Below are 21,112 nucleotides of genomic sequence, written 5' to 3'. Positions count from 1 at the left end.
GCATCGGTGGAGGTGCAGCGGTCAGGCCGGGACACCGACGGCGGCGACCAGCTCCACCTCGACGGGGGCGCCCGAGGGCAGCGTGCGGACGCCGACCGCGCTGCGGGCCACGACGCCCCGCTCCCCGAGTCGCTCCCGCAGCACCGCCGAGGCGCCGTCGGCGACCGCCGGGTGCTGGGTGAAGCCGTCGACGGCGGCGACGAACACCGTGAGCTTGAGCGCGCGCACCCCGCGGAGGTCGCCGACGGCCTCGGCGATCGCGGTCAGCGCGTTGCCGGCGGCCAGGCCGGCGGCCTCGCGCGCGGCGGCGAGGTCGACGTCGGCACCGACGACCCCGCGCACCACCAGCTCCCCGGACCGGCGCGGCGTCATCCCCGCGGTCCACACGAGGTCCCCGTGGACGACGGCCGGGACGTAGTCCCCCTGCGGCGGGACGGCGGTCCGCCCGGGCTCAGACACCGAGCGCCACCCCGTCCTGCCGCGGGTCGGCGCCGCCGGCCAGCACGCCGCGGGCCTCGTCCAGCGAGACGACCAGCGCGCTGCCGCCGGCGTCCCACGCCCCGCTCGCGCGGACGTCGTGGCCGCGGTCGGCCAGGCCGGCGAGCGTGGCCGCACCCAGCCGGGTCTCGCACTGCAGCGTCTCCGGGGCACCCAGGGCGTCGGCGTCGCTGCCCGGGTGCACGGTGAAGCGGGGCGCGGCCACCGCGGCCTGCGGGTCGAGGCCGCCGTCGACCAGGTGCGAGATGACCTGGGTGTTCCACTGCACCTGGCCGTCGCCGCCGGGGGTGTTGCCGGCGTGCCGCAGCCGGCCGGCCTCGTCGGTGAGGACCCAGGCGTTGAGCGTGTGCAGGGGCTTGCGGCGGGGCGCGAGGGCGTTGGGGTGGCCCGGCACGAGGTAGGCGCCGCGGCCGAGCCGGTTGTTGAGCGCGATGCCGGTGCCCGGGACGGAGATGCGGGCGCCGAAGGTGAACGCCAGCGAGGAGATGGCACTGACCGCCCGGCCGTCGGCGTCCACCGCGACGCAGCTGGTGGTGTCCCCCGCCATGCCGACCCCACCGGCGACCAGCGGCTCGTGCTCCAGCCCGGCACGGGCGGCGGCCAGGGCGTCGGCGGTGAGCAGCGAGCGCCAGGTGTCGGTGTCGGCGGCGCAGGACTCGTAGCGGTCCCGGAAGGCCCGCCGGGCCGCCAGCGCCATCAGGTGGACGGCGTCGACGCCGAGCGTCGGCAGGTCGAGCAGCCGGCCGTCGAGCAGGCCGGCCTGCTGCAGGACCATCCACCCCGGCGAGGGCGGCGGCGTCTGGTGGAGCACCAGATCGCCGTAGCGGGCGGTGATCGACGGCTCCGCCGGCGCGTGCGCGCCCAGCGCCCACTCCTCCCCGGAGAACGGCGCCCCGCCGGCGCGCAGCAGGGCGACGGACTGCTCGGCCAGCGACCCGGAGTACAGCGCGAGGGGGTCGGCGGCCAGCAGCTCGATGCTGTCGGCCAGCTCGGGGGCCGGCAGCCGGTCGCCGACCGCCGGCACCCGACCGGAGGGCAGCAGCCAGCGGCGCAGCCCCTCGTCGGCGGCCAGTGAGCCGGCGTGCTCGGCGATGTCGGCCCGGTTCTTCACGGTGCACGGCAGGCCGGCCCGGGCGGCGGCGACGACCGGCGCCCACAGCTCGGCCAGCGAGCGCGTGGCACCGCGGGAGTGCAGGGTGTGCAGCGCGGCGAGGGCGCCGGGGGTGGCGACCGCCCGGGCGCCACCCATCGGCAGCGCGGTCAGCCCCTCGTCGAGGTACCTCTCGGCGGTGGCGCCGTCCGGGCCGTAGCCGCTGCCGCCGACGGTCCACACGGTGCCGTCGGGCTCCCGGACGACGGCGAAGGCGTCGCCCCCGATGCCGCACTGCCCCGGCAGGGACAGCCACGCCATCGCGGTCATCGCCAGCGCCGCGTCCACCGCCGTCCCGCCGTCGGCGAGCACCCGGGCACCGAGCTGGCTGGCCACCGGTGAGCTGCTGGTGACCATGCCGTCCGCGGCGATCGTCGGCCCGCGCCCGGCCTCGTCCTCCGGCGACCAGGTGCCCCCCGCGCCGGCCATCTACTCCGCCGCCGGTGGCCGGCGACGCCGCGGGCCGCCCTCCAGGACGTCGCGCTCGGAGAGGCCGACGAGCACCTGGCCCTCCTCCTCGCGCACCGGGTAGGTGCGGATGGCCTCGGTGGCCGGGGGCGCGATCGGCTTGCCGGTCTCGAGCTCGAAGACGCTGTTGTGGCAGGAGCAGCGGATGCCGTCGTCCTGCAGCTTGCCCGAGCTGAGCAGGCAGTCCAGGTGGGTGCAGTAGTTGCTGGTGGCGTACGCCTTGCCGTCGAGGCGGGCAACGGCGAGCTCCACCTGGCCGTGCTCGGTCTCGGCGTAGAAGCGGCGCACGTAGCCGTTGGGCACCTGCCCGGCGCGGCAGACGCGCACGAAGGCGCACTCCGTGCTGGCCGCCGCCAGCTCCTCGTCGGTGGCCGCGAGGGGCCGGTTCTCGGTCATGCGCTCAGGTAGACGGTCTTGTCGACCGTGTAGAAGGCCATCATCGCTTCTCCTGCCTGTTCCTTCGAGGTCTGCGTGCTGCTGTCCTTGAGCCCACCGAACGGTGCGTTCATCGCCTGCCCGGTGGTGGTCTGGTTGATCTTCACGAGACCGGCGGGAACCTCCCGGGCGAACCGGAGGGCGCGGCCGACGTCGGCGGTCACGATGGCCGCCGACAGCCCGTAGCGGGTGGCGCCGGCCAGCGCGATCGCCTCGTCGAACGAGCCGACCCGCAGGAAGGCCAGCACCGGGCCGAACACCTCCTCGGTGGCCAGCGCCGAGGCGGGGTCGACGTCGGCGAAGACCGTGGGCCGCACGAAGTGGCCGTGCGCGAGGGCGGGGTCGTCCTCGGCCGGGTCGCCGGGGCCGCCGACGACCAGCCGGGCGCCGTCGTCCACCGCCCGGTGGACGTGGCCGAGCACCGTCTCCTTCTGCCGTGCGGTGGCCTGCGGACCGACGTCCACGCCGGGCTCGAGGCCGTGACCGAGCCGCAGCGCGGCGGCCTCGGCCGCGACCCGCTCGAGCAGCGCGTCGTGCACCGCATGGTGGACCAGCACCCGGCTGGTCCCGGTGCAGGCCTGGCCGGAGAGGCCGAAGGCGCCCTTGGCGATGAGGCCGGCGGCGCGGTCGAGGTCGGCGTCCTCCAGGACGACGACCGGGTTCTTGCCGCCCATCTCCAGCTGCGTGCGCCGGCTGGCCCGCACCACCCGGTGGATGGACTCCCCCACCGCCGTCGAGCCGGTGAAGGTGATGGCGCCCAGCCGGTCGTCGGCGACCAGCGCCTGCGACACCTCGGCCCCGCCGTGCAGGACGGCGAGCGCGCCGGCCGGCACCCCGCCCTCGAGCAGCGCGTCGACCAGGCGCTGGCCGAGCAGCGGGGTGACCTCGCTGGGCTTGAAGACGACGCCGTTGCCCGCGGCCAGGGCCGGGCCCAGCTTGCGGGAGGGGATGTTGAGCGGGAAGTTCCACGGCGTGATCGCGACGACGACGCCGACCGGGGAGCGGCTGGTGAAGACCAGGCTGCCGTCGCCGGTGGGCAGGGTCTGCCCGGCGGTCCGCAGCGCCTCGCCGGCGTAGAAGCGCAGGTTCAGCGGGGTGCGCGTGACCTCGACGGTGGCCTCGGCGCGGGTCTTGCCCTCCTCGCGGACCAGCTCCTCGACGAGCGTGTCGCGCTGGGACTCCAGCACGTCGGCGGCCCGCTCCAGCGCCCGGCCCCGCTTCTCCGGGGCGGTGTCGGCCCACTCCGACCAGCCGGCCAGGACGGCGGAGACCGCGGCGTCGGCGTCCTTGGCGTCGGACTCGGGGAAGACGCTGACGACACGGCGGTCGTCGCCGGGGTCGCGACGCTCGCGGACCCGGCCGGTGACCGACTCCACCCACTGGCCGTCGACCAGGTTGCGCACGGTGCGGGGGTCCATCAGGCCGGCACCTCCTCGAACTCCAGGAGCTCCTCGAGCTCGACGGACTCATCGGCCAGCCGCTGCGCGTCCACGGGGACGGCGAGGTCGACCAGCTCACGGGCGACGGAGACGTCCTCGCCGCGCTCGACGGCGGCCGCGGCGACGACCACCCCGTCGCGCAGCCAGAAGACACTGCCGTCGAGGGCGGCGACGTCCCCGCGGACGACGACCTCGTCGCCGGGGCGGATGCCGCCCAGGCCCAGGCCCTGCACGTTGACGTCGTACTGGTCGGTCCAGAACCAGTGCGGGTCGGCGAAGGTCCTGGGCCGACCGGCGAGCGTGGAACCGATGGCGGCGGCCTGCTGCTGGGCGACGTCGGCGTGCTCGACGCGGACCCGGCCGTAGCGGGGGTGGTCGTGGGCGGCGACGTCGCCGGCGGCGAAGACCGTCGGGATGCCGGTGCGGCCGTAGGCGTCCACCTCGACGCCGTTGCCGACGGCCAGGCCGGAGGCCAGCGCCACCTCGATGTTGGGGTCGATGCCGATGCAGACGACGAGGTCGTCGACGGTCTCGGTGCCGGTCGGCAGGGTGAGGGAGACGCCGTCGGGGCGAGCGGTGACCGCCTCGATGGGCTGCCCGAGCCGGAACTCCACCCCGCGGCGGGCGTGCAGGTCGGTCAGCGCGCGGCCGATGTCGGCACCGAGCACACGGGTGAGCAGGACCGGGTCGCGGTCGAGGACGACCACGTCGGCGCCGCGGCTGCGGGCGGCCGCGGCGACCTCGGTGCCGAGGAAGCCACCGCCCAGCACGCCGATGCGGCGGCCCGGCACGAGCCGGTCGCGCAGCCGGTCGCTGTCGGCGAGTGAGCGCAGGGTGTGCACGCGGTCCCCGTCGAGGCCGGGCAGCTGCCGCGGGCGGCCACCGGTGGCCAGCACCACGAGGTCGGCGCGGACGGCCCCGCCGCCGGTGAGCAGCACCTGGCCGGTGGCGGCGTCGATGCGCTCGACCGGGGTGCCGGTGCGGATCTCGACGTCGTTGGCGGCGCACCACGCAGGGTCCAGCAACCAGAGGCCGGCCTCACCGGGGCCGGTCAGCCGCTCCTTGGAGAGCATGGGGCGCTGGTAGGGGCCGACCGGCTCGTCGCCGAGGACGACCACGGGGCCGGCGAAGCCGCGGCGGCGCACCGCCTTGGCGGTGGCGGCGGCGACGTGGCCGCCGCCGACGACGACGAGGGTCTGTTCAGCAGTCATGGGGATGCACCTCAGGCGGGAGCGTCGGGCGCGCTCTCGCGCCGCGGGGTGACGGGCTCGGGGTCGAGGAGGATCGCGCCCTCGTCGGTGACCTGCACGGCGTAGGTTGCCTGGCGGCCGTCCTGGTCCTCGGCCTCACCGGTGCGGGGGTCGAACCGCCATTGGTGGCCGGGGCAGATGACCTGACCGTTGAGCAGGGTGCCCTTGGTCAGGAATCGCTCCTTGTGGACGCAGACGTCGTCCATCGCGAACACCTCGTCGTCGACGAGGAACAGGGCGATCGGGCAACCGCCGACGGTGACCTGCTTGCGCTTGCGGCGGGCGAGGTCCGTCATCTCGGCCACGTGCACCCACCCACCGGGAGAGGGAGCGGGGACGGTCGCGGGGCTCGTGGGCTGGCTCACGGAGGGCCTCCGGTCGAGGGCGTGCGGGGAGGGTGCCGGGTGCGGCCGGCGGCGCGGTGGGAATCGGGGCGGTCGAGCGGAGTGCCACGGCGCGGATCCCGCGCGCGTGGCACTCCGCTCGGCGGTCGCTCAGGCGGCGCCGAGGTCCTCGGCGACGTAGGTGTCGTAGAGGGACCGGGTGTAGGCGTAGCGCATCTCGGCGCCCCACCGGACGAACTGCAGGCAGCGCTGCTGCAGCTCCGGGGTGGTCGCGCCCTCGAGCACGATCTGGAAGCCGCGCTCACCGTGCACCTCGTCGGAGGTGATGTGGAGGTCGAAGAACTCGATCTCGTCCTCGGTGAACCCGTAGACCTCGCGCAGGGGGACGATCTGCTTCTTGTAGATGCTCGGGACCTGCGACTCCAGGCCCACGACCAGCGCGGCGGTGGCGACGACGTAGTGCTCGCGCATCGCGGTGGCGTAGCACCAGGCCTGCAGGCCGCGGGTGACGGCGTTGGCCGTGTCCGGGTCCTCGATGGCCTCGCGGGTGGTGCCGCACGCCTCGCCGAAGCGGATCAGCAGGTCGGTGTGGCGGATGTCGGCCAGCTCCTCCTCGTACATGTTCTGGAGGAGGAAGTCCTTGGCGTCGGTCATGTGGTCGGGGGTGTTGCCGTAGATGTAGCCGAGGTAGTCGGCGAACGGCCCGACGTAGGTGTAGTGGTTCTCGGCCCAGCGGGCGAAGTGGTGGCGCTCCAGCTTGCCGTCGGCCCAGGCCTTGCTGAAGGAGGCGTTCTTGGCCTCGCGGCCCTTGATCGCGTCCTGCAGGGCGACGCGGAAGTCCTCGGGGCTGAGCAGCTCGGTGCGGTCGAGCATCTGGGTCATGTGATTCGCCTTCTCCGGTCGGTCTCCAGCGGTGGCTGTGTGACGACGAAGTTAGGAGCGCCACACCCCCTCACATGAGGGTCACAGTGCACATGGATGCAGCGGTTCCGTGGGCAGTTCGTCCAACGCGGTGGACGTCGTCCGTGCGGAGACTCAACCGACGTGTCCGCCGTCTCCACCGCCCCGTCGTCCGCACCGCCGCTGCGCCCGGCCGGGGGTGTCGGCACCGGGCTCCGCCAGGTCCTGGTGGTCGCCCTCGCCGTGGTCAGCGGCGCCACCGACGCGATCGGCCTGCTCGCCCTGGGTGGTGCCTTCACCAGCGTCATGACCGGCAACCTGGTGATCCTCGGGGTGTCGGCCAGCTCCGCCGACGGCGCCCTGGCCATCGCCTCGGGCGGGGCGATCCTCGCCTTCTGCGCCGGCGCGGCCCTCGGCGCCCGGCTGGCCGGCTCCCCGCGGCCGGACGACGCGGTGTGGCCGCGGCCGGTGACCGTCGGCCTGGTGGTGGAGCTGGTCCTGCTGGCCGGCTACGCGGTCGGCTGGTGGGTCACCGGCGCGGAGCCGGGGCCGGTGCTGACCCAGGTCCTGCTGTTCGCGATGGCCGCGGCGCTGGGCGTGCAGAGCAGCGTCGTGCAGCGCTTCGGCGTCTCCGGCATGTCCACCACCTACCTCACCGGCACGCTGACCACCGTGGTCATGCGCCTGGTCTCCGGACGCGGCTTCCGCGAGGTCCGCTCCAGCGTGGAGATCATCCTGGGTCTCGTGGCCGGGGCCGCCGCGGGAGGCGGGCTGCTCCTGGTGGCGCCGCTGGCGGCACCGGCCCTGCAGCTGGTCGCGCTCGGCGGCGTGGTCGTCGTCGCGGTGGTGGCCGGCCGCCGCCGCTGAGGCGCGCATCAGCGCGGGCGGGAGGGGTACCCGGGGTCCAGGTCCGGCGACGAGGGGGTCCCCATGACGACGAGGGTCGAGCGCTCCATCCAGGCCGATGTCCCGCTGCGCACCGCCTACGGGCAGTGGACGCAGTTCGAGGACTTCCCGCACTTCATGGGCGGGGTCACCGAGGTGCGCCAGCTCGACGACCGCCGGCTGCACTGGGTCGCGGAGATCGCCGGCGTCCGCCGCGAGTGGGAGGCCGCCATCCTGGAGCAGGTCCCGGACACGAGGATCGCCTGGGCGGCCACCAGCGGCGCGACCAACGCCGGTGCCGTGCGCTTCGAGGCGGCCGGGCCGAACGCGACGGTGGTCCACCTGACACTGGAGTACGAGCCCGAGGGTGTCGTCGAGCAGGTCGGCGACACGCTGGGCGTCGTCGAGCGGCAGGTCCGCGCCGACCTCGAGCGCTTCAAGGCGCTGGTCGAGGACGAGGGCTACCCCACCGGCGTCTGGCGCGGGTCGATCAACGCCGGCGCCGGCGTCGGGACCCCCGGCGTCGAGGACGCCGCGGCCTCGCGGGGTGACAGCGGCAGGGCCGGGGTGTCGGGCACCGCGGTCGCGGCCGGCGTCGCCGCGGTGGCCGCCGGCGCCGCGGCCGTGGGTGCGGCGGTGGCCGCGAGCGGCTCGGACGAGACCGAGGACAAGCCCGGGCCGGTGGAGATCCCGCCCGCGGAGCGGCGTGCCGCCCACGCCTCGCAGCCCGCGCCGGAGTCGTCGACCGCCGCCCTCGGCGTCCCGTCCGAGGTGCTCGACGAGGGACCCGAGCCGATCGCACAGCGCACCCTCGACCCGGGGGTGGGCCGCGACGAGGAGGGCACCACCGGTCGGCCGCACTGACCGTCCCCGTGGAGGCCGGGCGGTTGACCGGTCGCGAGCCCCGAGGCCACGATGACCAGCGCCAGCCCGCTCCGGCCGACCTGCCGTGCGCCCGTCCCTGAGACCGGGGGAGATCATGAGCAGCGCAGAGACGATCACGGTGCCCCATCTCGGCACCTCGACCATCGGCTACCGGCTCGGCGGGGCGTACGACGCCTCGCTCCCGACGCTGGTCATGGTCAACTCGTTCAGCACCTCCGTCGAGTTGTACCGGCCCCAGTTCGCCGACGAGGAGCTCACCGCCACCGCGAACCTGCTCGCGCTCGAGCCCTACGGCCACGGCCGGACCCGCGCCGCGTACGAACAGTTCACCTACTGGGACTCGGCCATCGCCAACCTGCAGGTCCTCGACGCACTCGGCATCCCCGAGGCGTTCGTCCTGGGCACGTCGCAGGGTGGGTGGATCGCGGCCCGCATGGCGATGCTGGCTCCCCGCACCGTGAAGGGCATCATCCCGCTCGGCACCTCGATGGACTACGAGAGCCAGCGCAGCCGCGACCTGGGGTGCTGGGACGGGATCGGGTTCTGCACACCGGCCATCGACGCCCTCGCCCCGAGCGTCGGCGACGACTGGGTGATCCCGGTCGAGTTGGTCGACGCCGTCCTCGCCGAGGGCCTCGGCGAGGACGTGCCGGCCGGGGAGCGCACGTTCTGGCACCGGACGCATCAGGAGAACTACGCCGGCGACGCCGGGCGTGCGCGGCTGCGGATCAGCAGCATCAACCTGCGTGACCGCGACGGCCTGCACGCCCGGCTGGACGGCGTTCGGTGCCCGGTCCTGTGGATGCACGGCACGGCGGACCCGGTCTACTCGGTTGCCAATGCCCAGGACGAGATCGAGCTCTTCGTCAACAGTCCCGACGCCCGGCTCCGCGTCGTCGAGGGTGGCCGCCACTTCCTGAGCGCCTCGGACCCCGGGGACGTCGACGCCGCGACGATCGAGTTCGTCGACCGCTGGAAGTAGTGCCGGCGCTCCTCCTGCTGCGACCCGGCACTCAGGCTCCGGTGCGCGGCCCCTGCCAGATGTCGATGCCGGCGTCGACGGCGTGCTGGTCGACGGCGGCCAGCTCCTCGTCGGAGAACGTCAGCTGCGCCAGGGCGCCCACGTTCTGCTCGAGCTGACCGACGCTGCTGGCGCCGATGAGCACCGTCGTCACGCGCGGGTCGCGCAGTGCCCAGGCCAGCGCCATCTGGGCCAGGCTCTGGCCGCGCTGCTGCGCGATCCCGTCCAGCGCCCGGACGTGGGTGAGGGCCTCGTCGGTGAGCAGGTCGGTGGACAGCGACTTGTCCTGGCTGGCCCGCGACCCCGCCGGGACGCCGTCGAGGTACTTGGTGGTCAGCATCCCCTGCGCCAGCGGGGAGAAGGCGATGCAGCCCGCGCCGGCGTCCTCGAGCACGTCGAGCAGGCCCTCGGTCTCGATCCAGCGGTTGAGCATCGAGTACGACGGCTGGTGGATCAGCAGCGGCGTGCCGAGGTCGGCGAGGATCTCCGCGGCCCTCGCGGTGTCCTCCGGGCCGTAGCTGGAGATGCCCGCGTAGAGCGCCTTGCCGGCCCGGACGGCGCTGTGCAGCGCGCCCATCGTCTCCTCGAGCGGCGTGGTCGGGTCGGGGCGGTGCGAGTAGAAGATGTCGACGTAGTCCAGCCCCATCCGGCGCAGCGACTGGTCGAGGCTGGCGGTGAGGTACTTCCGCGATCCCCCGCCCTGGCCGTAGGGGCCCGGCCACATGTCGTAGCCGGCCTTGGTGGAGATGACCAGCTCGTCCCGGTAGGGCGCGAAGTCGTCGGCGAGGTGCCGGCCGAAGTTGGCCTCGGCGGAGCCGTAGGGCGGGCCGTAGTTGTTGGCGAGGTCGAAGTGGGTGATCCCGAGGTCGAAGGCGCGGCGGAGGATGTCGCGCTGCCGGTCGAACGGGACGTCGTCGCCGAAGTTGTGCCACAGCCCGAGGCTGATCGCGGGCAGGTCCAGGCCGCTGCGGCCGGTGCGCCGGTAGGTCATGGAGTCGTAGCGGGCATCGGACGCGCGGAAGGCCATGCCCGCGATCCAACCAGCGACCGGGCCGCCCGGCCTCAGGGGCGGCCGAGGGCCTGGAGTCGTTCGGCCCGGGCCGCGCGCAGCAGGTCGGCCAGCCGCGGGTCCTGGAGCGTCTCGACGCCGCGGACCCGCAGCTTGCGGAAGGACTTCCCGGCGCCGTCGAGCAGGCCGCCGGAGTTCAGCGCGGCGCCGTGGTTGAACCCGAGGTTGAGGACCTGCCCGTAGACGGCGAGGTAGGCGTAGTGCTCGGTCCCCTTCCTCGGCCCCACGCCGTAGCCGACCGTCTTCTGGTGCGGCCAGACGCTGCGGACGACGTCCGGGTCGGTGCGCCGGACCAGCTCGTCGGAGGCCCGGACGAGGTCGGCCACCTCCGGGGGGACGGCGGCGAGCAGGGCGTCGAGGTCGTCGGGCACGCTGCGGACTCCTCTCGTACGGGGCCGGTCGGCCCTGGTGGGGCGCCCGTCAGGGCCTAGGGTCGGGGACGACAGTCTCCGTCGCCGTCCTCCGGGAGATGACCGTGCTCCGCTTCCTCGGGCTCCTGCTGGTCGTCTGGCTGGCCATCACCGTCATCGGTGCCGTCGTGGAGGGCCTGTTCTGGCTGGCCGTCGTCGGCCTGCTGTTCTTCGTGGCGACGGCGGCCTTCGGCTGGGGCCGGCAGAAGGACCGCCTCTGACCGGGCCGGTCACCGCGGCAGCGCGACCGGGACGCCGGCCAGCTGCCGGGACACACCGCGCGCGGTGGCGATGACCGCGGGGACGTAGCTGGGCGCCGAGGTGTCCTCGGGCGGGACGACGACCGACACGGCGGCCACCACGACCCCGCCCCTGCCCACCACCGGCGCGGCGACCGCCAGCGCCGGCAGCGGCATCGTGCTCGTCGCCACGGACACACCGGACCGGCGGACCTCGGCCAGGACGCGGCGCAACCGGGCGGGGTCGGTCACCGTGCGCTCGGTGAACCGCTCGAGCGGGCCGGCGAGGACGGCGTCCTGCTCCTCCTCGGGCGCCCACGCCAGCAGGACCAGCCCCACCCCGCTGGCGTGCAGCGGCAGCCGGCCACCGATGCGCGTCGCCGTCGGCACGGCCGACCGGGTGGCGAAGTGCTCCACGACGAGCGCGGCGCCGGCGTCCCGGACGGCGAGCTGGACGTTCTGCTGGGTCGCCTCGTAGAGGTCCTCGAGGAACGGCCGCGCCGTGTCCCGCAGCGCGCTGGCCCGCGGGGCCGTCGCCGCCACCTCCCACAGGCGCAGCCCGGCGCGGTACCGCCCGTCGGGCTGCCGCTCGAGGCCACCCCAGGCCGCCAGCGTCTGCACCAGCCGGTGCGCGGTCGACAACGGCATGCCGGTCCGCCGGCTCACCTCGGTGGCCGACAGGCCGGCCGGGGCGCCACCGATCGCGTCGAGCACCGCGCAGACCTTCGACGCGACGCTGCGCGACCCCGTGCCGGCCACCTGGACCACCTCCGATCCTCCCGACTATAGGGAGACGTGTTGTCCGGGACACAGTGACCCGGGTCCCATGGGAGCAGCGGCCGGGGAGTCGACCCCCGGCACCTCCCGCGGGTGCGGGCACTCCGCCTGCCCCGTCTCCCCCCTGCTGTCCGGAGCACCCGGACGCCTGTCTGCGGAGGCAACGTGTCCATCGACGTCCTCGCTGTCGTCGTGCTGCTCGCCGTGTTCCTCGTCGGCACCGTCAGCACGGTCAACATCGGCGCACTCGCGCTGGTCGGGGCTTTCGGCCTCGGCACGCTGGTACTGGGTGAGGATCTGCCCACGGTCCTCTCGGGCTTCCCCGCCAACCTGTTCATGCTGCTGTTCGGCATCACCTACCTGTTCTCCGTCGCCGCGGCCAACGGCACGACGGAGTGGCTGGTGATGTCGATGGCCCGCCTGGTGCGCGGCAACGCGCGGGTCGTCCCGCTGCTGCTCTTCGCGGTCACCGCCGCGGTCACCTCGGCCGGCGCACCGGGTCAGGCCGCCGCCGGGATCATGGCGCCGATCGGCATCAGCCTGGCCCGCGAGTTCGGGATCCGCCCGCTCCTGGCCGGCCTGATGGTCGTCACCGGGGTCGGCGCGGGCACCTTCTCGCCCCTGTCCACCCTGGGCATCATCGCCAACGCCAGCGTGGCCGGCGAGGGCTTCGACGTCAGCCCGGTCGTCCTGTGGCTGGCCACCCTGGGCTTCAACGTCGTCCTCGCCGTCGTCGTGTACCTCGTCCTGGGCGGCCTGCGCGCGACCGGCGACCGGCTGGACGACGCGGTCCGCGCCACCGACGGCAGCGGCAGCCCGCTGGAGTCCGCGCCGTCGGCGGGGACCGGCGGCGGCGGGGCGGCGACGGTCGTCGCGACGGCGCCGGTGACGGCCCGCCCCCGGCTGGACGCGGCCCGGGTGACGACGCTGGCGGCGATCGCCCTCGTGGCGCTCGGCTCGCTGGTCCTCGGCTGGGACATCGGGATGCTCGCCATCGTGGCCGCCGTCGTCGTCCACACGGTGTTCCCGCGCAAGGAGAACACCGCGCACATCAGCTGGAACGTCATCCTGCTCGTCTGCGGCCTGGTCACGTTGATCGAGGTGCTGGACCGGGCGGGCACGATCACCCGCATCGGCGAGGGCGTCGCCGGCGTCGGCTCCCCCGTGGTCAGCGCGCTGCTGCTGTGCGGGGTCGCCGCGCTGGTGTCGGCATTCGCCTCCAGCACCGGGGTGATCGGCGCGATCGTGCCGCTGGCGATCCCGCTCATGGCCCTGGGGCACCTCTCCCCCACGGCGCTGCTCATCGCGATCGCCCTCTCGGCGACGGTCGTCGACGCCAGCCCGTTCTCCTCGGTCGGCGCCCTGGTCGTGGCCAGCGCCCCGGAGGAGCAGCAGCGCTCGGTCTCGCGCAAGCTGCTCACCTTCGGGCTGGCGATGATCGTGGTGGCGCCGCTGGCCGCGGTCCTGCTCTTCGTCCTGCCCGCCCAGCTCGGCTGACCCGACCCCACCGAAGGAGCCCCAGTGGCCAAGCCCGTGTTCACGATGGCCTGCCAGGCCTACGACCGCATGCAGCCGCTGCGCGACGGCACCGTCCAGGTCGGCGGGGCGCAGCTGAACTTCCTGGACCTGCCGGTCGAGGAGACGTTCTTCCGGATGCTCAAGTTCGCCGAGTTCGACATCGCCGAGCTGTCCCTGTCCAGCTACGTCATGACGCTGAGCAAGGGGGCGCCCTACGTCGCCGTCCCGGTCTTCCCCTCCCGGGCCTTCCGGCACAGCGGCATCTACGTCCGGGCCCACTCCGACATCAAGGACCCCGCCGAGCTCGCGGGCAGGACCGTCGGCGTGCCCGAGTACCAGATCACCGCGTCGGTGTGGATCCGCGGGATCCTCGCCGAGCACCACGGCCTGCCGGTCGAGTCGGTGCGCTACCGCACCGGCGGCCTGGACGAGCCGGGCCGGACGGAGAAGGTGCGCCTCGACCTCCCGCCGGACGTCGACGTCGCGCCGATCGGCCCGACCGACACGCTCTCCCGGCTGCTGCTCGACGGCGAGCTCGACGCGGTCTACAGCGCCCGCAACCCGGGGCCGTTCAACACCCCGGGCGGGGGCGGGATCCGGCGGCTGTTCGGTGACGCCGCGGAGGTGGAGCGGCAGTACCACGCCCGGACCGGCATCTTCCCGATCATGCACACGCTGGTGATCCGCCGGGACGTCCACGAGCAGCACCGCTGGCTGGCCCGGGAACTGGTCAAGGCCTGCGCCGCCGCCAAGGACGCCGGGCTGGCCGGCATCGGCGAGACGGCGGCGCTGCGGTACGCCCTGCCGTGGCTGTGGGCCGAGGTGGAGCGCACCCGGTCGGCCCTGGGCGAGGACTGGTGGCCCTACGGCCTGGACGCCAACCGCGCCACGCTCGACACCTTCCTGCGCTACCACCACGAGCAGGGCCTCTCGCCGCGGCGGTACGAGCCCGAGGAGCTCTTCGCGCCGGAGTCGCTGGCCGCCGTCGTGGTCTGAGCGACGGTGGGGCGGTCGCCGGACGACGACACCGACTCCGTCGGCTGACCGCCCCACCGCTCCTGCGTCGCCCGCAGGTGTCTCTCCGCTCCTCCACGGGTCCGGGCTCCCCACCCGGAGGCGTCGGCGCCCCTCCCCGCGTCGGGCGGGCACGGGGCGCCGGGGCCGGCACCCGGCCACCGGGGACAAGGTGCTGGCCTCCGGCGTCCATGACCAGTGCAGTGACCGGTGAGTGCCGGCCGGGCGACTCCGCGGAGCCGTATCGCCTGGCGAGGACGGCACGGTGGCGTCGTCGTCCCGCACCCCTGCGCCGGTAACGTTCCCGATGCGTGACTCCCGGTCGGTTGGGGGCGTCCCGACGATCCCTGGACCCACGGCGTGGAGGCCGTGCCGCAGACGTGTCGTGGACGGCCCGCGCAGCGGACAGGAGCCGGGGTCGAATGGGGGCCGGCTCGGCTGCCCGGGACCGTGGACAGGTGACGCCGAGCCCCGCGACACTCACCGCGTGGCCGGCTCCGAGGCGATGCAGGTCCTCCAGCAACTGTTCGAGGCCTACGACGGCAAGGACTTCTCGAGATACGCCGCACTTCTCGCGCCGGACCTGGTGTGGGAGTTCAACACCATGCCGGGGCCGCTGCACGGCCCGGACGCGGAACTGCAGACCTTCCGCATGGTGACGGAGGCGTTCCCGGATGCGACTTTCACGCGGGATCACTTCGTCGAGGACGGCACCGGTCGGGTGGCCTGGCGATGGCGGTTGACAGGCACCAACACGGGCCCTTGGCAAGGTCAGGAGCCGACGGGGCGTCCGGTCGACATCATCGGGGCCACTCACGCCACGGTGTCGGACGGACGGGTGACCGAGCTCCGATACGTCAGCGACCGCCTCACCCTGATGCAGCAGCTGGGTCTCCTACCCACGCAACGCTGAGGCTCTGGGCAGCGGCGCGCGCCGTCACCGGGAGGTCGGCGGGGGGTTCTCCAGCGCCCATCGATCGGCGCCCCGGCCGGTTCCTCACCGGCGGGGAACCGTGTGCCGCCGAGTGGCCGTCCAGCAGTGGTGCGTGGGTGGTGGCGGGTCGAGCCGGGACGTGTGCCCACTCGGTGGGCAGAGTGCGGTGGAACCGCTCGGCCTGGTGACGTCCCCTTTGGGGTGCGAGTCACCGTCCGCGCGGAGAACCACGCGAAGGGGCCATCGTGTGACGGTCGGCGACTCACCGACACGACGAGGACTGCATCCACCCACTCGGCGGGGCGTCACCACGTGTCCCCCCGGAGCGATGCACTCCGGGGGGACACGGGTGGTGGTCAGAGTCGCAGACCGGGCCTCGAGGGCCGTTCTGACTCAGTCACACCGAGGGGACGACGGTCATCGTCAGCTGCAGCCGCTGGTGGAGCCGCAGCCCTCGCAGACGTAGCAGCTGCCGGCCGGGCGCATCTTGGTGCCGCACGTCATGCACAGCGGCGCGTCGGTCGCCGTCCCGGTGACGAGCTCGAGCAGCTCCGCCGAGGAGTGGGCCTCCTTGACCGGCTTCTCCGCCTTGGGCTCGGGCTTGGCCGGACCCTCGGTCGGCGCGGAGCCGCGCAGCGCCTCCAGGTCGACCTCCTCCTCCTCGACGACCGTGGCGGTCGACGCCGAGGTGTCGTAGCCGGAGACCTGGGCGGCCCGCTCCTCGGCGCTGAAGATGCCCAGGTTGGCCCGCTTGTCCACCGGCAGGTGGTCCAGCGCGAGGCGACGGAAGATGTAGTCCATCACCGACTGGGCGATCCGGATGTCCGGGTCGTCGGTCATGCCGGCCGGCTCGAAGCGCATGTTGGTGAACTTCTGGATGTAGGTCTCCAGCGGCACACCGTGCTGCAGCGCGATCGACAGCGAGATGGAGAAGGCGTCCATGACACCGGCCAGGGTCGAGCCCTGCTTGCCGAGCTTGAGGAAGACCTCGCCGAGGCTGCCGTCCTCGTACATGCCGGCGGTCATGTAGCCCTCGGCGCCCGCGACGCTGAAGGAGGTGGTGACGCTGGTCCGCTTCTTCGGCAGCCGCTTGCGCACCGGGTGCGACAGCGGCGCCGGGGCGGCCGCCGCGACCTCCGCCTTGGCCTCGGCCTTCTTGGCCTTGGCGTCGGACAGCGGCTGGCCGACCTTGCAGTTGTCGCGGTAGATGGCCAGCGCCTTGAGGCCGAGCTTCCAGCCCTGGAAGTAGATGTTCTCGACGTCCTCGACGGTCGCCGTCTCCGGCATGTTGACCGTCTTGCTGATCGCGCCGGAGATGAACGGCTGCACCGCGGCCATCATCCGGACGTGGCCCATCGGGGAGATGGCCCGCTCCCCCATCGCGCAGTCGAAGACCTCGTAGTGCTCCGGGCGCAGGCTCGGCGCGTCCACGACGTGGCCGTGCTCGGCGATGAACTCGACGATGGCCTCGATCTGCTCGTCCTGGTAGCCCAGGCTCTTCAGCGCCCGCGGGACCGTCTGGTTGACGATCTGCATGGACCCGCCGCCGACCAGCTTCTTGAACTTGACCAGCGAGAAGTCCGGCTCGATGCCGGTCGTGTCGCAGTCCATCATGAAGCCGATGGTGCCGGTGGGGGCGAGCACCGAGGCCTGCGCGTTGCGCCAGCCGACGTCCCCGCCGATCTCCAGGCACTCCTGCCACTGGGCGGTGGCGGCCTTGAGGACGTCGGCGTCGTCGGCGCCGACCGGGCGGATCGCGTCGTTGGCCGCCGCGTGCTTGCGCATGACCCGGGCGTGGGCGTCGGCGTTGCGTGCGTAGCCCTCGTACGCGCCGACGATGCCGGCGAGCTCCGCCGAGCGGCGGTAGGCGGTGCCGGTCATCAGCGAGGTGATCGCCGCCGCGAGCGTCTGACCACCGCGCGAGTCGTAGGCGTGGCCGGTCGCCATGAGCAGGGCGCCCAGGTTGGCGTAGCCGATGCCCAGCTGACGGTAGGCGCGGGTGGTCTCACCGATCGGGTCGGTCGGGAAGTCGGCGAAGCAGATCGAGATGTCCATCGCGGTGATGACCAGTTCGACGGCCTTCACGAAGTTCTTGGTGTCGAACGTGCCGTCGTCCTTGAGGAACTTCATGAGGTTCAGCGACGCCAGGTTGCACGAGCTGTTGTCCAGGCTCATGTACTCCGAGCAGGGGTTGGACGCGTTGATCCGCCCGGTCTCGGGGTTGGTGTGCCAGTCGTTGATCGTGTCGTCGTACTGGATCCCCGGGTCGGCACACTCCCAGGCGGCCTGGGTGACCTTGCGGAACAGCGACTTGGCGTCGACGGTCTCGATGACCGTGCCGTCGAGACGGGCCCGCAGGCCGAACTCGGTGCCGTCCTCCACCGCGCGCATGAACTCGTCGGAGACGCGGACGGAGTTGTTCGCGTTCTGGTACTGGACGCTGGTGATGTCCTTGCCGCCGAGGTCCATGTCGTACCCGGCGTCGCGCAGTGCGCGGATCTTGTCCTCCTCGCGCGCCTTGGTCTCGACGAACTCCTCGATGTCGGGGTGGTCGATGTCGAGGACGACCATCTTCGCCGCGCGCCGGGTCGCGCCACCGGACTTGATGGTGCCGGCGGAGGCGTCGGCGCCACGCATGAAGGAGACCGGGCCGGACGCGGTGCCGCCGGAGGACAGCAGTTCCTTGGAGGAACGGATCCGGGAGAGGTTCAGACCGGCGCCGGAGCCGCCCTTGAAGATCAGCCCCTCCTCCCGGTACCAGTTCAGGATCGAGTCCATCGTGTCGTCGACGGCGAGGATGAAGCAGGCGCTGACCTGCTGCGGCGCGCTGGTGCCGACGTTGAACCAGACGGGGCTGTTGAAGCTGAAGTACTGGTGCAGCAGCATCCAGGTCAGCTCGTGCTCGAAGATCTCCGCGTCGCCCTCGGTGGCGAAGTAGCCGTACTCCCGGCCGGCCTGGCCGTAGGTGAGCACCACCCGGTCGATGAGCTGGCGCAGGCTGCTCTCCCGCTGGGGGGTGCCCACGGCACCGCGGAAGTACTTCGTCGTGACGATGTTGGTGGCGTTGATGCTCCACTCGGCGGGGAACTCCACGCCACGCTGCTCGAAGTTGATCGAGCCGTCCCGCCAGTTGGTCATGACGACGTCCCGACGCTCCCAGGCCACCTCGTCGTACGGGTGCACCCCGGCGGTGGTGAAGACGCGCTTGACCTTCAGGCCCTTCCCCCGGGTCGGCGCCTTGGTGGCGCGACGCGTGCGGCCCGACAGGCGATCCTCGGTCTCGGTCACGGAGCTCTCCTCTGATGTGGGTGGTGCTGGTGGAGAAGGCGGCTGGGGAAGAGAGCCGCACTCTGTTCTAACGGGTGGTGCTGACAGTTCTCAGGTGCCGGCGACGCTGCCGTCAGGGGCGGCCTGGCTCCGCCCCCCACCCCGCCGGCGGACGACCGGCGGGTCGTGCTGCATCCCAGGGAGCGGCAGGGTGCCGGCGGCGATGTGCCGGGCCCGCAGCTCGGTGATCTCCTTCTCGAAGTCCTCGAGCGAGGTGAAGGCGCGGTAGACGCTGGCGAACCGCAGGTAGGCCACCTCGTCCAGCTCCCGCAGCGGTCGCAGGATGGCCAGGCCGACCTCGTTGCTGGGCACCTCGGCGGCCCCGGTGGCCCGGATGGCGTCCTCGACCTGCTGGGCGAGCTTCTGCAACTGGTCCTCGTCGACCGGTCGGCCCTGGCAGGCCCGACGGACGCCGGCGACGACCTTGGTGCGGTTGAACGGCTCACTGACGCCGCTCCGCTTCACCACCGCGAGGACGGCTTCCTCCACCGTGGTGAACCGCCGGCCACAGGCCGGGCACGAGCGACGACGACGCGTGGTCGCGCCCTCGTCGGCCTCGCGCGAGTCGATGACGCGGCTGTCGGGGTTGTGACAGAAGGGGCAGCGCACCGCGTCTCCCCTCCCTCCGCCCCGACCGCACCCGCCGCGCGACGACCGTGGCGGTCGGCGACGCCGGCTCCACCGGCCGCCTGTGGACCCTCCTGGGGACATCCGGTGGACGCCGCGGGGAGAACCTGAGGACCGGCCTGTGGACGGGCTTACATCGGTGCAACTACTAGATGTAGGGGAACCCTAGGACGGCCCCCACTACATCTGCAAGCCGGGACACGCGGCAGCTGTTCCACCGAGACCCGCCCGTGACCAGCAGCGCGCTCCTGTCCCACGGGTCACCGGGACACGACGCGACACGCTCTGCCGCGGTCGCGCGACGCCGTGGGACGGGTGTACGGCGTGTCGACGGCAGGGCCGTCCTCGCGACGCCGCGACACGATCGCGGCGCGGGCGGCGCAGGCGGCGTCCCCGCACCGCCGTCGTACCCGTGGGTCAGGCGCGGACCGAGTCGCCGGGACGCGGGAGGCGCGGGCGCGGCACGCGGTCGCCCAATCGCAGGGGGCGGGTCAGGCAGTCGAGCTCGGGGCGCTGGACCGGTGCGACCATCGTCTGGGTGGGCGCCGCCACCGCCTCGGCGCTCGGGCGGGGCTCCTCGCCGGCGGCCCGGTCGTCGGTGGCCCGGTCGTCGGTGGCGCGGTCGTCGGCGGCCCGGTCGTCGGCGGCCCGGTCGTCGGCGGCCCGGTCGTCGGTGGCGCGATGCCGTCCCGTGACCGCCGGCGCCCGGTGCCGGCCCGTGACGTCGGCGCGCACCACCGGCTGCTCGGCGGTGACGTCGCCGCCGTGCCGGCGGCGGCGACGCGGCGACTCCGAGCCGGTCGGCCCTTCCCCGGTGTCGGACAACCGGGGGCTGGAGGCGACTCCCGCCACCAGGCGCTCGCGGGCGGCGGCCCGGCTCCACGACACCGTCGGCGGGGCCGTCGCGACGCGCGGCTCGACACGCGGGGACGCCGCCTGCCCGGGGTGCGGCTCGGGCAGCCGGAGGTCGGCCAGACCGGTCCACGATTCCCGCTCGCTGTCGGCGACCGTGACGCGCACCCAGACCTCACACGTGCCGCCGGAGTCGTGCCGCCACCCCAGGATCACGCCGGGTCGCCAGGCACCGTCCACGTGCACCTCGACGCCCGGGGACTGCTCCGTGAAGACCGCTGATCGGCTGGCCGACATCCCTGACACGCCACTGACGTTAGGTCGCCAGGGAAGCGCCCAGCGTCATCGACGGGGCGCGCAGGCTTGACGAAGATCAGGCGCCGGTCTTGTCGCTCCCTGGCCCGGCGGTCGCATCGACGCGGCTCGGTGCCGACGCCCACACCCGGCAGCGCGGGCTCAGGGCAGCCGCAGCACCTGGCCGGGGATGACGACGGCGCCCTCGAGGTCGTTGAGCTCCTCTATCGCGTCCACCACGGCACGGACGTCCTGGTCGTCACCGGCCACGTCACCGGCGATGGACCACACCGTCTGCCCCGACTGCACGACGACGCTGCGCTCACCCACGAGCCGCAGGTCGTCGGATCCCCCGCCGAGCAGAGGGGCGAGCCAGGCCCCCAGGGCCAGCCCGACGCCCAGTGCCAGGACCACCGAGAGGCGGCGGGCTCGCGCGGTCAGCCGAAGCCCCGACCGCGTTCGCCGGCCCGCCCTCCCGCAACCCCCCCGCACGGGACGGCCCGGCGACGGGGGCACCGCGTCGCCCGGCACGGGCCGCGGCGGCCCTGTCACACCCGGGCGGACCCCGCCTCCCAGGCCGGACCGGTCGGCGCCGGTCGGCACCGACCGGGTCGGCCCGACCGGCGTCGACCGGACCGGACTGTCCGCCGCCGGTCGGGGCGCCCGCGCCGGTGCTGATCGACTCCCGCCGGCGCGGGGCGCGGCCGGGGGGGGGGGGGGGGGGGGGGGGGGGGGGGGGGGGGGGGGGGGGGGGGGGGGGGGGGGGGGGGGCGGCG

At 73.8% G+C, this 21,112-nt stretch carries 21 protein-coding genes; 7 read left to right on the top strand and 14 right to left on the bottom strand.

Going from position 1 to position 21,112, the window contains the following annotated elements:
- Positions 1-21: 21 nt before the first annotated feature.
- From ACI78V_RS07675 to ACI78V_RS07645, 7 genes are all read right to left on the bottom strand, one after another.
- Entirely contained in the window at positions 22-459 is a 438-nt protein-coding gene (locus ACI78V_RS07675; protein WP_456850241.1) for a RidA family protein, read from the bottom strand.
- Entirely contained in the window at positions 452-2,077 is a 1,626-nt protein-coding gene (locus ACI78V_RS07670) for a gamma-glutamyltransferase family protein (protein ID WP_456850240.1), read from the bottom strand. The genes ACI78V_RS07675 and ACI78V_RS07670 overlap by 8 nt, the downstream gene beginning before the upstream one ends.
- Positions 2,078-2,512 carry a Rieske (2Fe-2S) protein gene (locus ACI78V_RS07665; RefSeq protein WP_456850239.1) on the bottom strand — a complete coding sequence of 145 codons (435 nt, stop codon included), beginning with the start codon at positions 2,510-2,512 and terminating at the stop codon, positions 2,078-2,080.
- On the bottom strand, positions 2,509-3,969 hold the full coding sequence (locus tag ACI78V_RS07660) for an aldehyde dehydrogenase family protein (protein WP_456850238.1): 1,461 nt from the start codon (positions 3,967-3,969) through the stop codon (positions 2,509-2,511). The genes ACI78V_RS07665 and ACI78V_RS07660 overlap by 4 nt, the downstream gene beginning before the upstream one ends.
- Positions 3,969-5,201, bottom strand: coding sequence for an NAD(P)/FAD-dependent oxidoreductase (locus tag ACI78V_RS07655; protein WP_456850237.1), 1,233 nt, complete (start codon positions 5,199-5,201; stop codon positions 3,969-3,971). Before ACI78V_RS07655 ends, ACI78V_RS07660 begins: the two co-directional genes overlap by 1 nt.
- Positions 5,202-5,212: 11 nt before the next feature.
- On the bottom strand, positions 5,213-5,605 hold the full coding sequence (locus ACI78V_RS07650) for a Rieske (2Fe-2S) protein (protein ID WP_456850236.1): 393 nt from the start codon (positions 5,603-5,605) through the stop codon (positions 5,213-5,215).
- 129 nt (positions 5,606-5,734) lie between these two features.
- Entirely contained in the window at positions 5,735-6,466 is a 732-nt protein-coding gene (locus ACI78V_RS07645) for a TenA family transcriptional regulator (protein ID WP_456850235.1), read from the bottom strand.
- A 162-nt stretch (positions 6,467-6,628) separates the two neighbouring features.
- Here ACI78V_RS07645 and ACI78V_RS07640 point away from each other — a divergent pair, with 162 nt between their 5' ends.
- The 3 genes from ACI78V_RS07640 to ACI78V_RS07630 all read left to right on the top strand — a co-directional run bounded on the left by ACI78V_RS07640 (position 6,629) and on the right by ACI78V_RS07630 (position 9,236).
- Positions 6,629-7,351 (top strand): DUF1275 family protein, encoded by a 723-nt coding sequence (locus ACI78V_RS07640; protein ID WP_456850234.1) that lies wholly within the window; start codon positions 6,629-6,631, stop codon positions 7,349-7,351.
- Between the two features lie 63 nt (positions 7,352-7,414).
- Positions 7,415-8,233 (top strand): SRPBCC family protein, encoded by an 819-nt coding sequence (locus ACI78V_RS07635; protein ID WP_456850233.1) that lies wholly within the window; start codon positions 7,415-7,417, stop codon positions 8,231-8,233.
- A gap of 115 nt (positions 8,234-8,348) precedes the next feature.
- Positions 8,349-9,236, top strand: coding sequence for an alpha/beta fold hydrolase (locus ACI78V_RS07630; protein ID WP_456850232.1), 888 nt, complete (start codon positions 8,349-8,351; stop codon positions 9,234-9,236).
- Positions 9,237-9,267: 31 nt separating this feature from the next.
- Here the strand turns inward: ACI78V_RS07630 and mgrA are convergent, their stop codons facing one another.
- Together mgrA and ACI78V_RS07620 are read right to left on the bottom strand one after the other, a co-directional pair.
- Complete coding sequence (gene mgrA, locus ACI78V_RS07625) at positions 9,268-10,302, bottom strand: L-glyceraldehyde 3-phosphate reductase (RefSeq protein ID WP_456850231.1); 1,035 nt, start codon at positions 10,300-10,302, stop codon at positions 9,268-9,270.
- Between the two features lie 35 nt (positions 10,303-10,337).
- Entirely contained in the window at positions 10,338-10,715 is a 378-nt protein-coding gene (locus ACI78V_RS07620) for a hypothetical protein (protein ID WP_456850230.1), read from the bottom strand.
- Positions 10,716-10,813: 98 nt separating this feature from the next.
- On the opposite strand from ACI78V_RS07620, the gene ACI78V_RS07615 reads away from it, so the two are divergent.
- Complete coding sequence (locus ACI78V_RS07615) at positions 10,814-10,975, top strand: hypothetical protein (protein WP_456850229.1); 162 nt, start codon at positions 10,814-10,816, stop codon at positions 10,973-10,975.
- Between the two features lie 9 nt (positions 10,976-10,984).
- Here ACI78V_RS07615 and ACI78V_RS07610 read toward each other — a convergent pair whose 3' ends face one another.
- Positions 10,985-11,752, bottom strand: a complete 768-nt coding sequence (locus ACI78V_RS07610; RefSeq protein WP_456850228.1) for an IclR family transcriptional regulator — start codon at positions 11,750-11,752, stop codon at positions 10,985-10,987.
- Positions 11,753-11,935: 183 nt separating this feature from the next.
- On the opposite strand from ACI78V_RS07610, the gene ACI78V_RS07605 reads away from it, so the two are divergent.
- The 3 genes from ACI78V_RS07605 (at position 11,936) to ACI78V_RS07595 (ending at position 15,215) form a co-directional block, all read left to right on the top strand.
- Positions 11,936-13,267 carry an SLC13 family permease gene (locus ACI78V_RS07605; protein ID WP_456850227.1) on the top strand — a complete coding sequence of 444 codons (1,332 nt, stop codon included), beginning with the start codon at positions 11,936-11,938 and terminating at the stop codon, positions 13,265-13,267.
- A 24-nt stretch (positions 13,268-13,291) separates the two neighbouring features.
- On the top strand, positions 13,292-14,284 hold the full coding sequence (locus ACI78V_RS07600; protein ID WP_456850226.1) for a hypothetical protein: 993 nt from the start codon (positions 13,292-13,294) through the stop codon (positions 14,282-14,284).
- A gap of 505 nt (positions 14,285-14,789) precedes the next feature.
- Positions 14,790-15,215 carry an ester cyclase gene (locus ACI78V_RS07595; protein ID WP_456850225.1) on the top strand — a complete coding sequence of 142 codons (426 nt, stop codon included), beginning with the start codon at positions 14,790-14,792 and terminating at the stop codon, positions 15,213-15,215.
- 444 nt (positions 15,216-15,659) lie between these two features.
- Here ACI78V_RS07595 and ACI78V_RS07590 read toward each other — a convergent pair whose 3' ends face one another.
- From ACI78V_RS07590 to ACI78V_RS07575, 4 genes are all read right to left on the bottom strand, one after another.
- Positions 15,660-18,524 carry a vitamin B12-dependent ribonucleotide reductase gene (locus ACI78V_RS07590; protein ID WP_456850224.1) on the bottom strand — a complete coding sequence of 955 codons (2,865 nt, stop codon included), beginning with the start codon at positions 18,522-18,524 and terminating at the stop codon, positions 15,660-15,662.
- A 90-nt stretch (positions 18,525-18,614) separates the two neighbouring features.
- Positions 18,615-19,172, bottom strand: coding sequence for a transcriptional regulator NrdR (gene nrdR, locus ACI78V_RS07585; RefSeq protein WP_456850223.1), 558 nt, complete (start codon positions 19,170-19,172; stop codon positions 18,615-18,617).
- A gap of 435 nt (positions 19,173-19,607) precedes the next feature.
- Entirely contained in the window at positions 19,608-20,348 is a 741-nt protein-coding gene (locus ACI78V_RS07580; RefSeq protein WP_456850222.1) for a hypothetical protein, read from the bottom strand.
- Positions 20,349-20,498: 150 nt separating this feature from the next.
- The gene (locus tag ACI78V_RS07575; protein WP_456850221.1) at positions 20,499-20,750 is read right to left on the bottom strand and encodes a LysM peptidoglycan-binding domain-containing protein; all 252 of its coding nucleotides are present in this window, start codon (positions 20,748-20,750) and stop codon (positions 20,499-20,501) included.
- Positions 20,751-21,112: the final 362 nt, after the last annotated feature.

This window comes from Geodermatophilus sp. SYSU D00742, from assembly GCF_054049935.1.
Note: the sequence above shows the minus strand (reverse complement) of the source record. Positions and strands in the feature narration are given on the sequence as shown.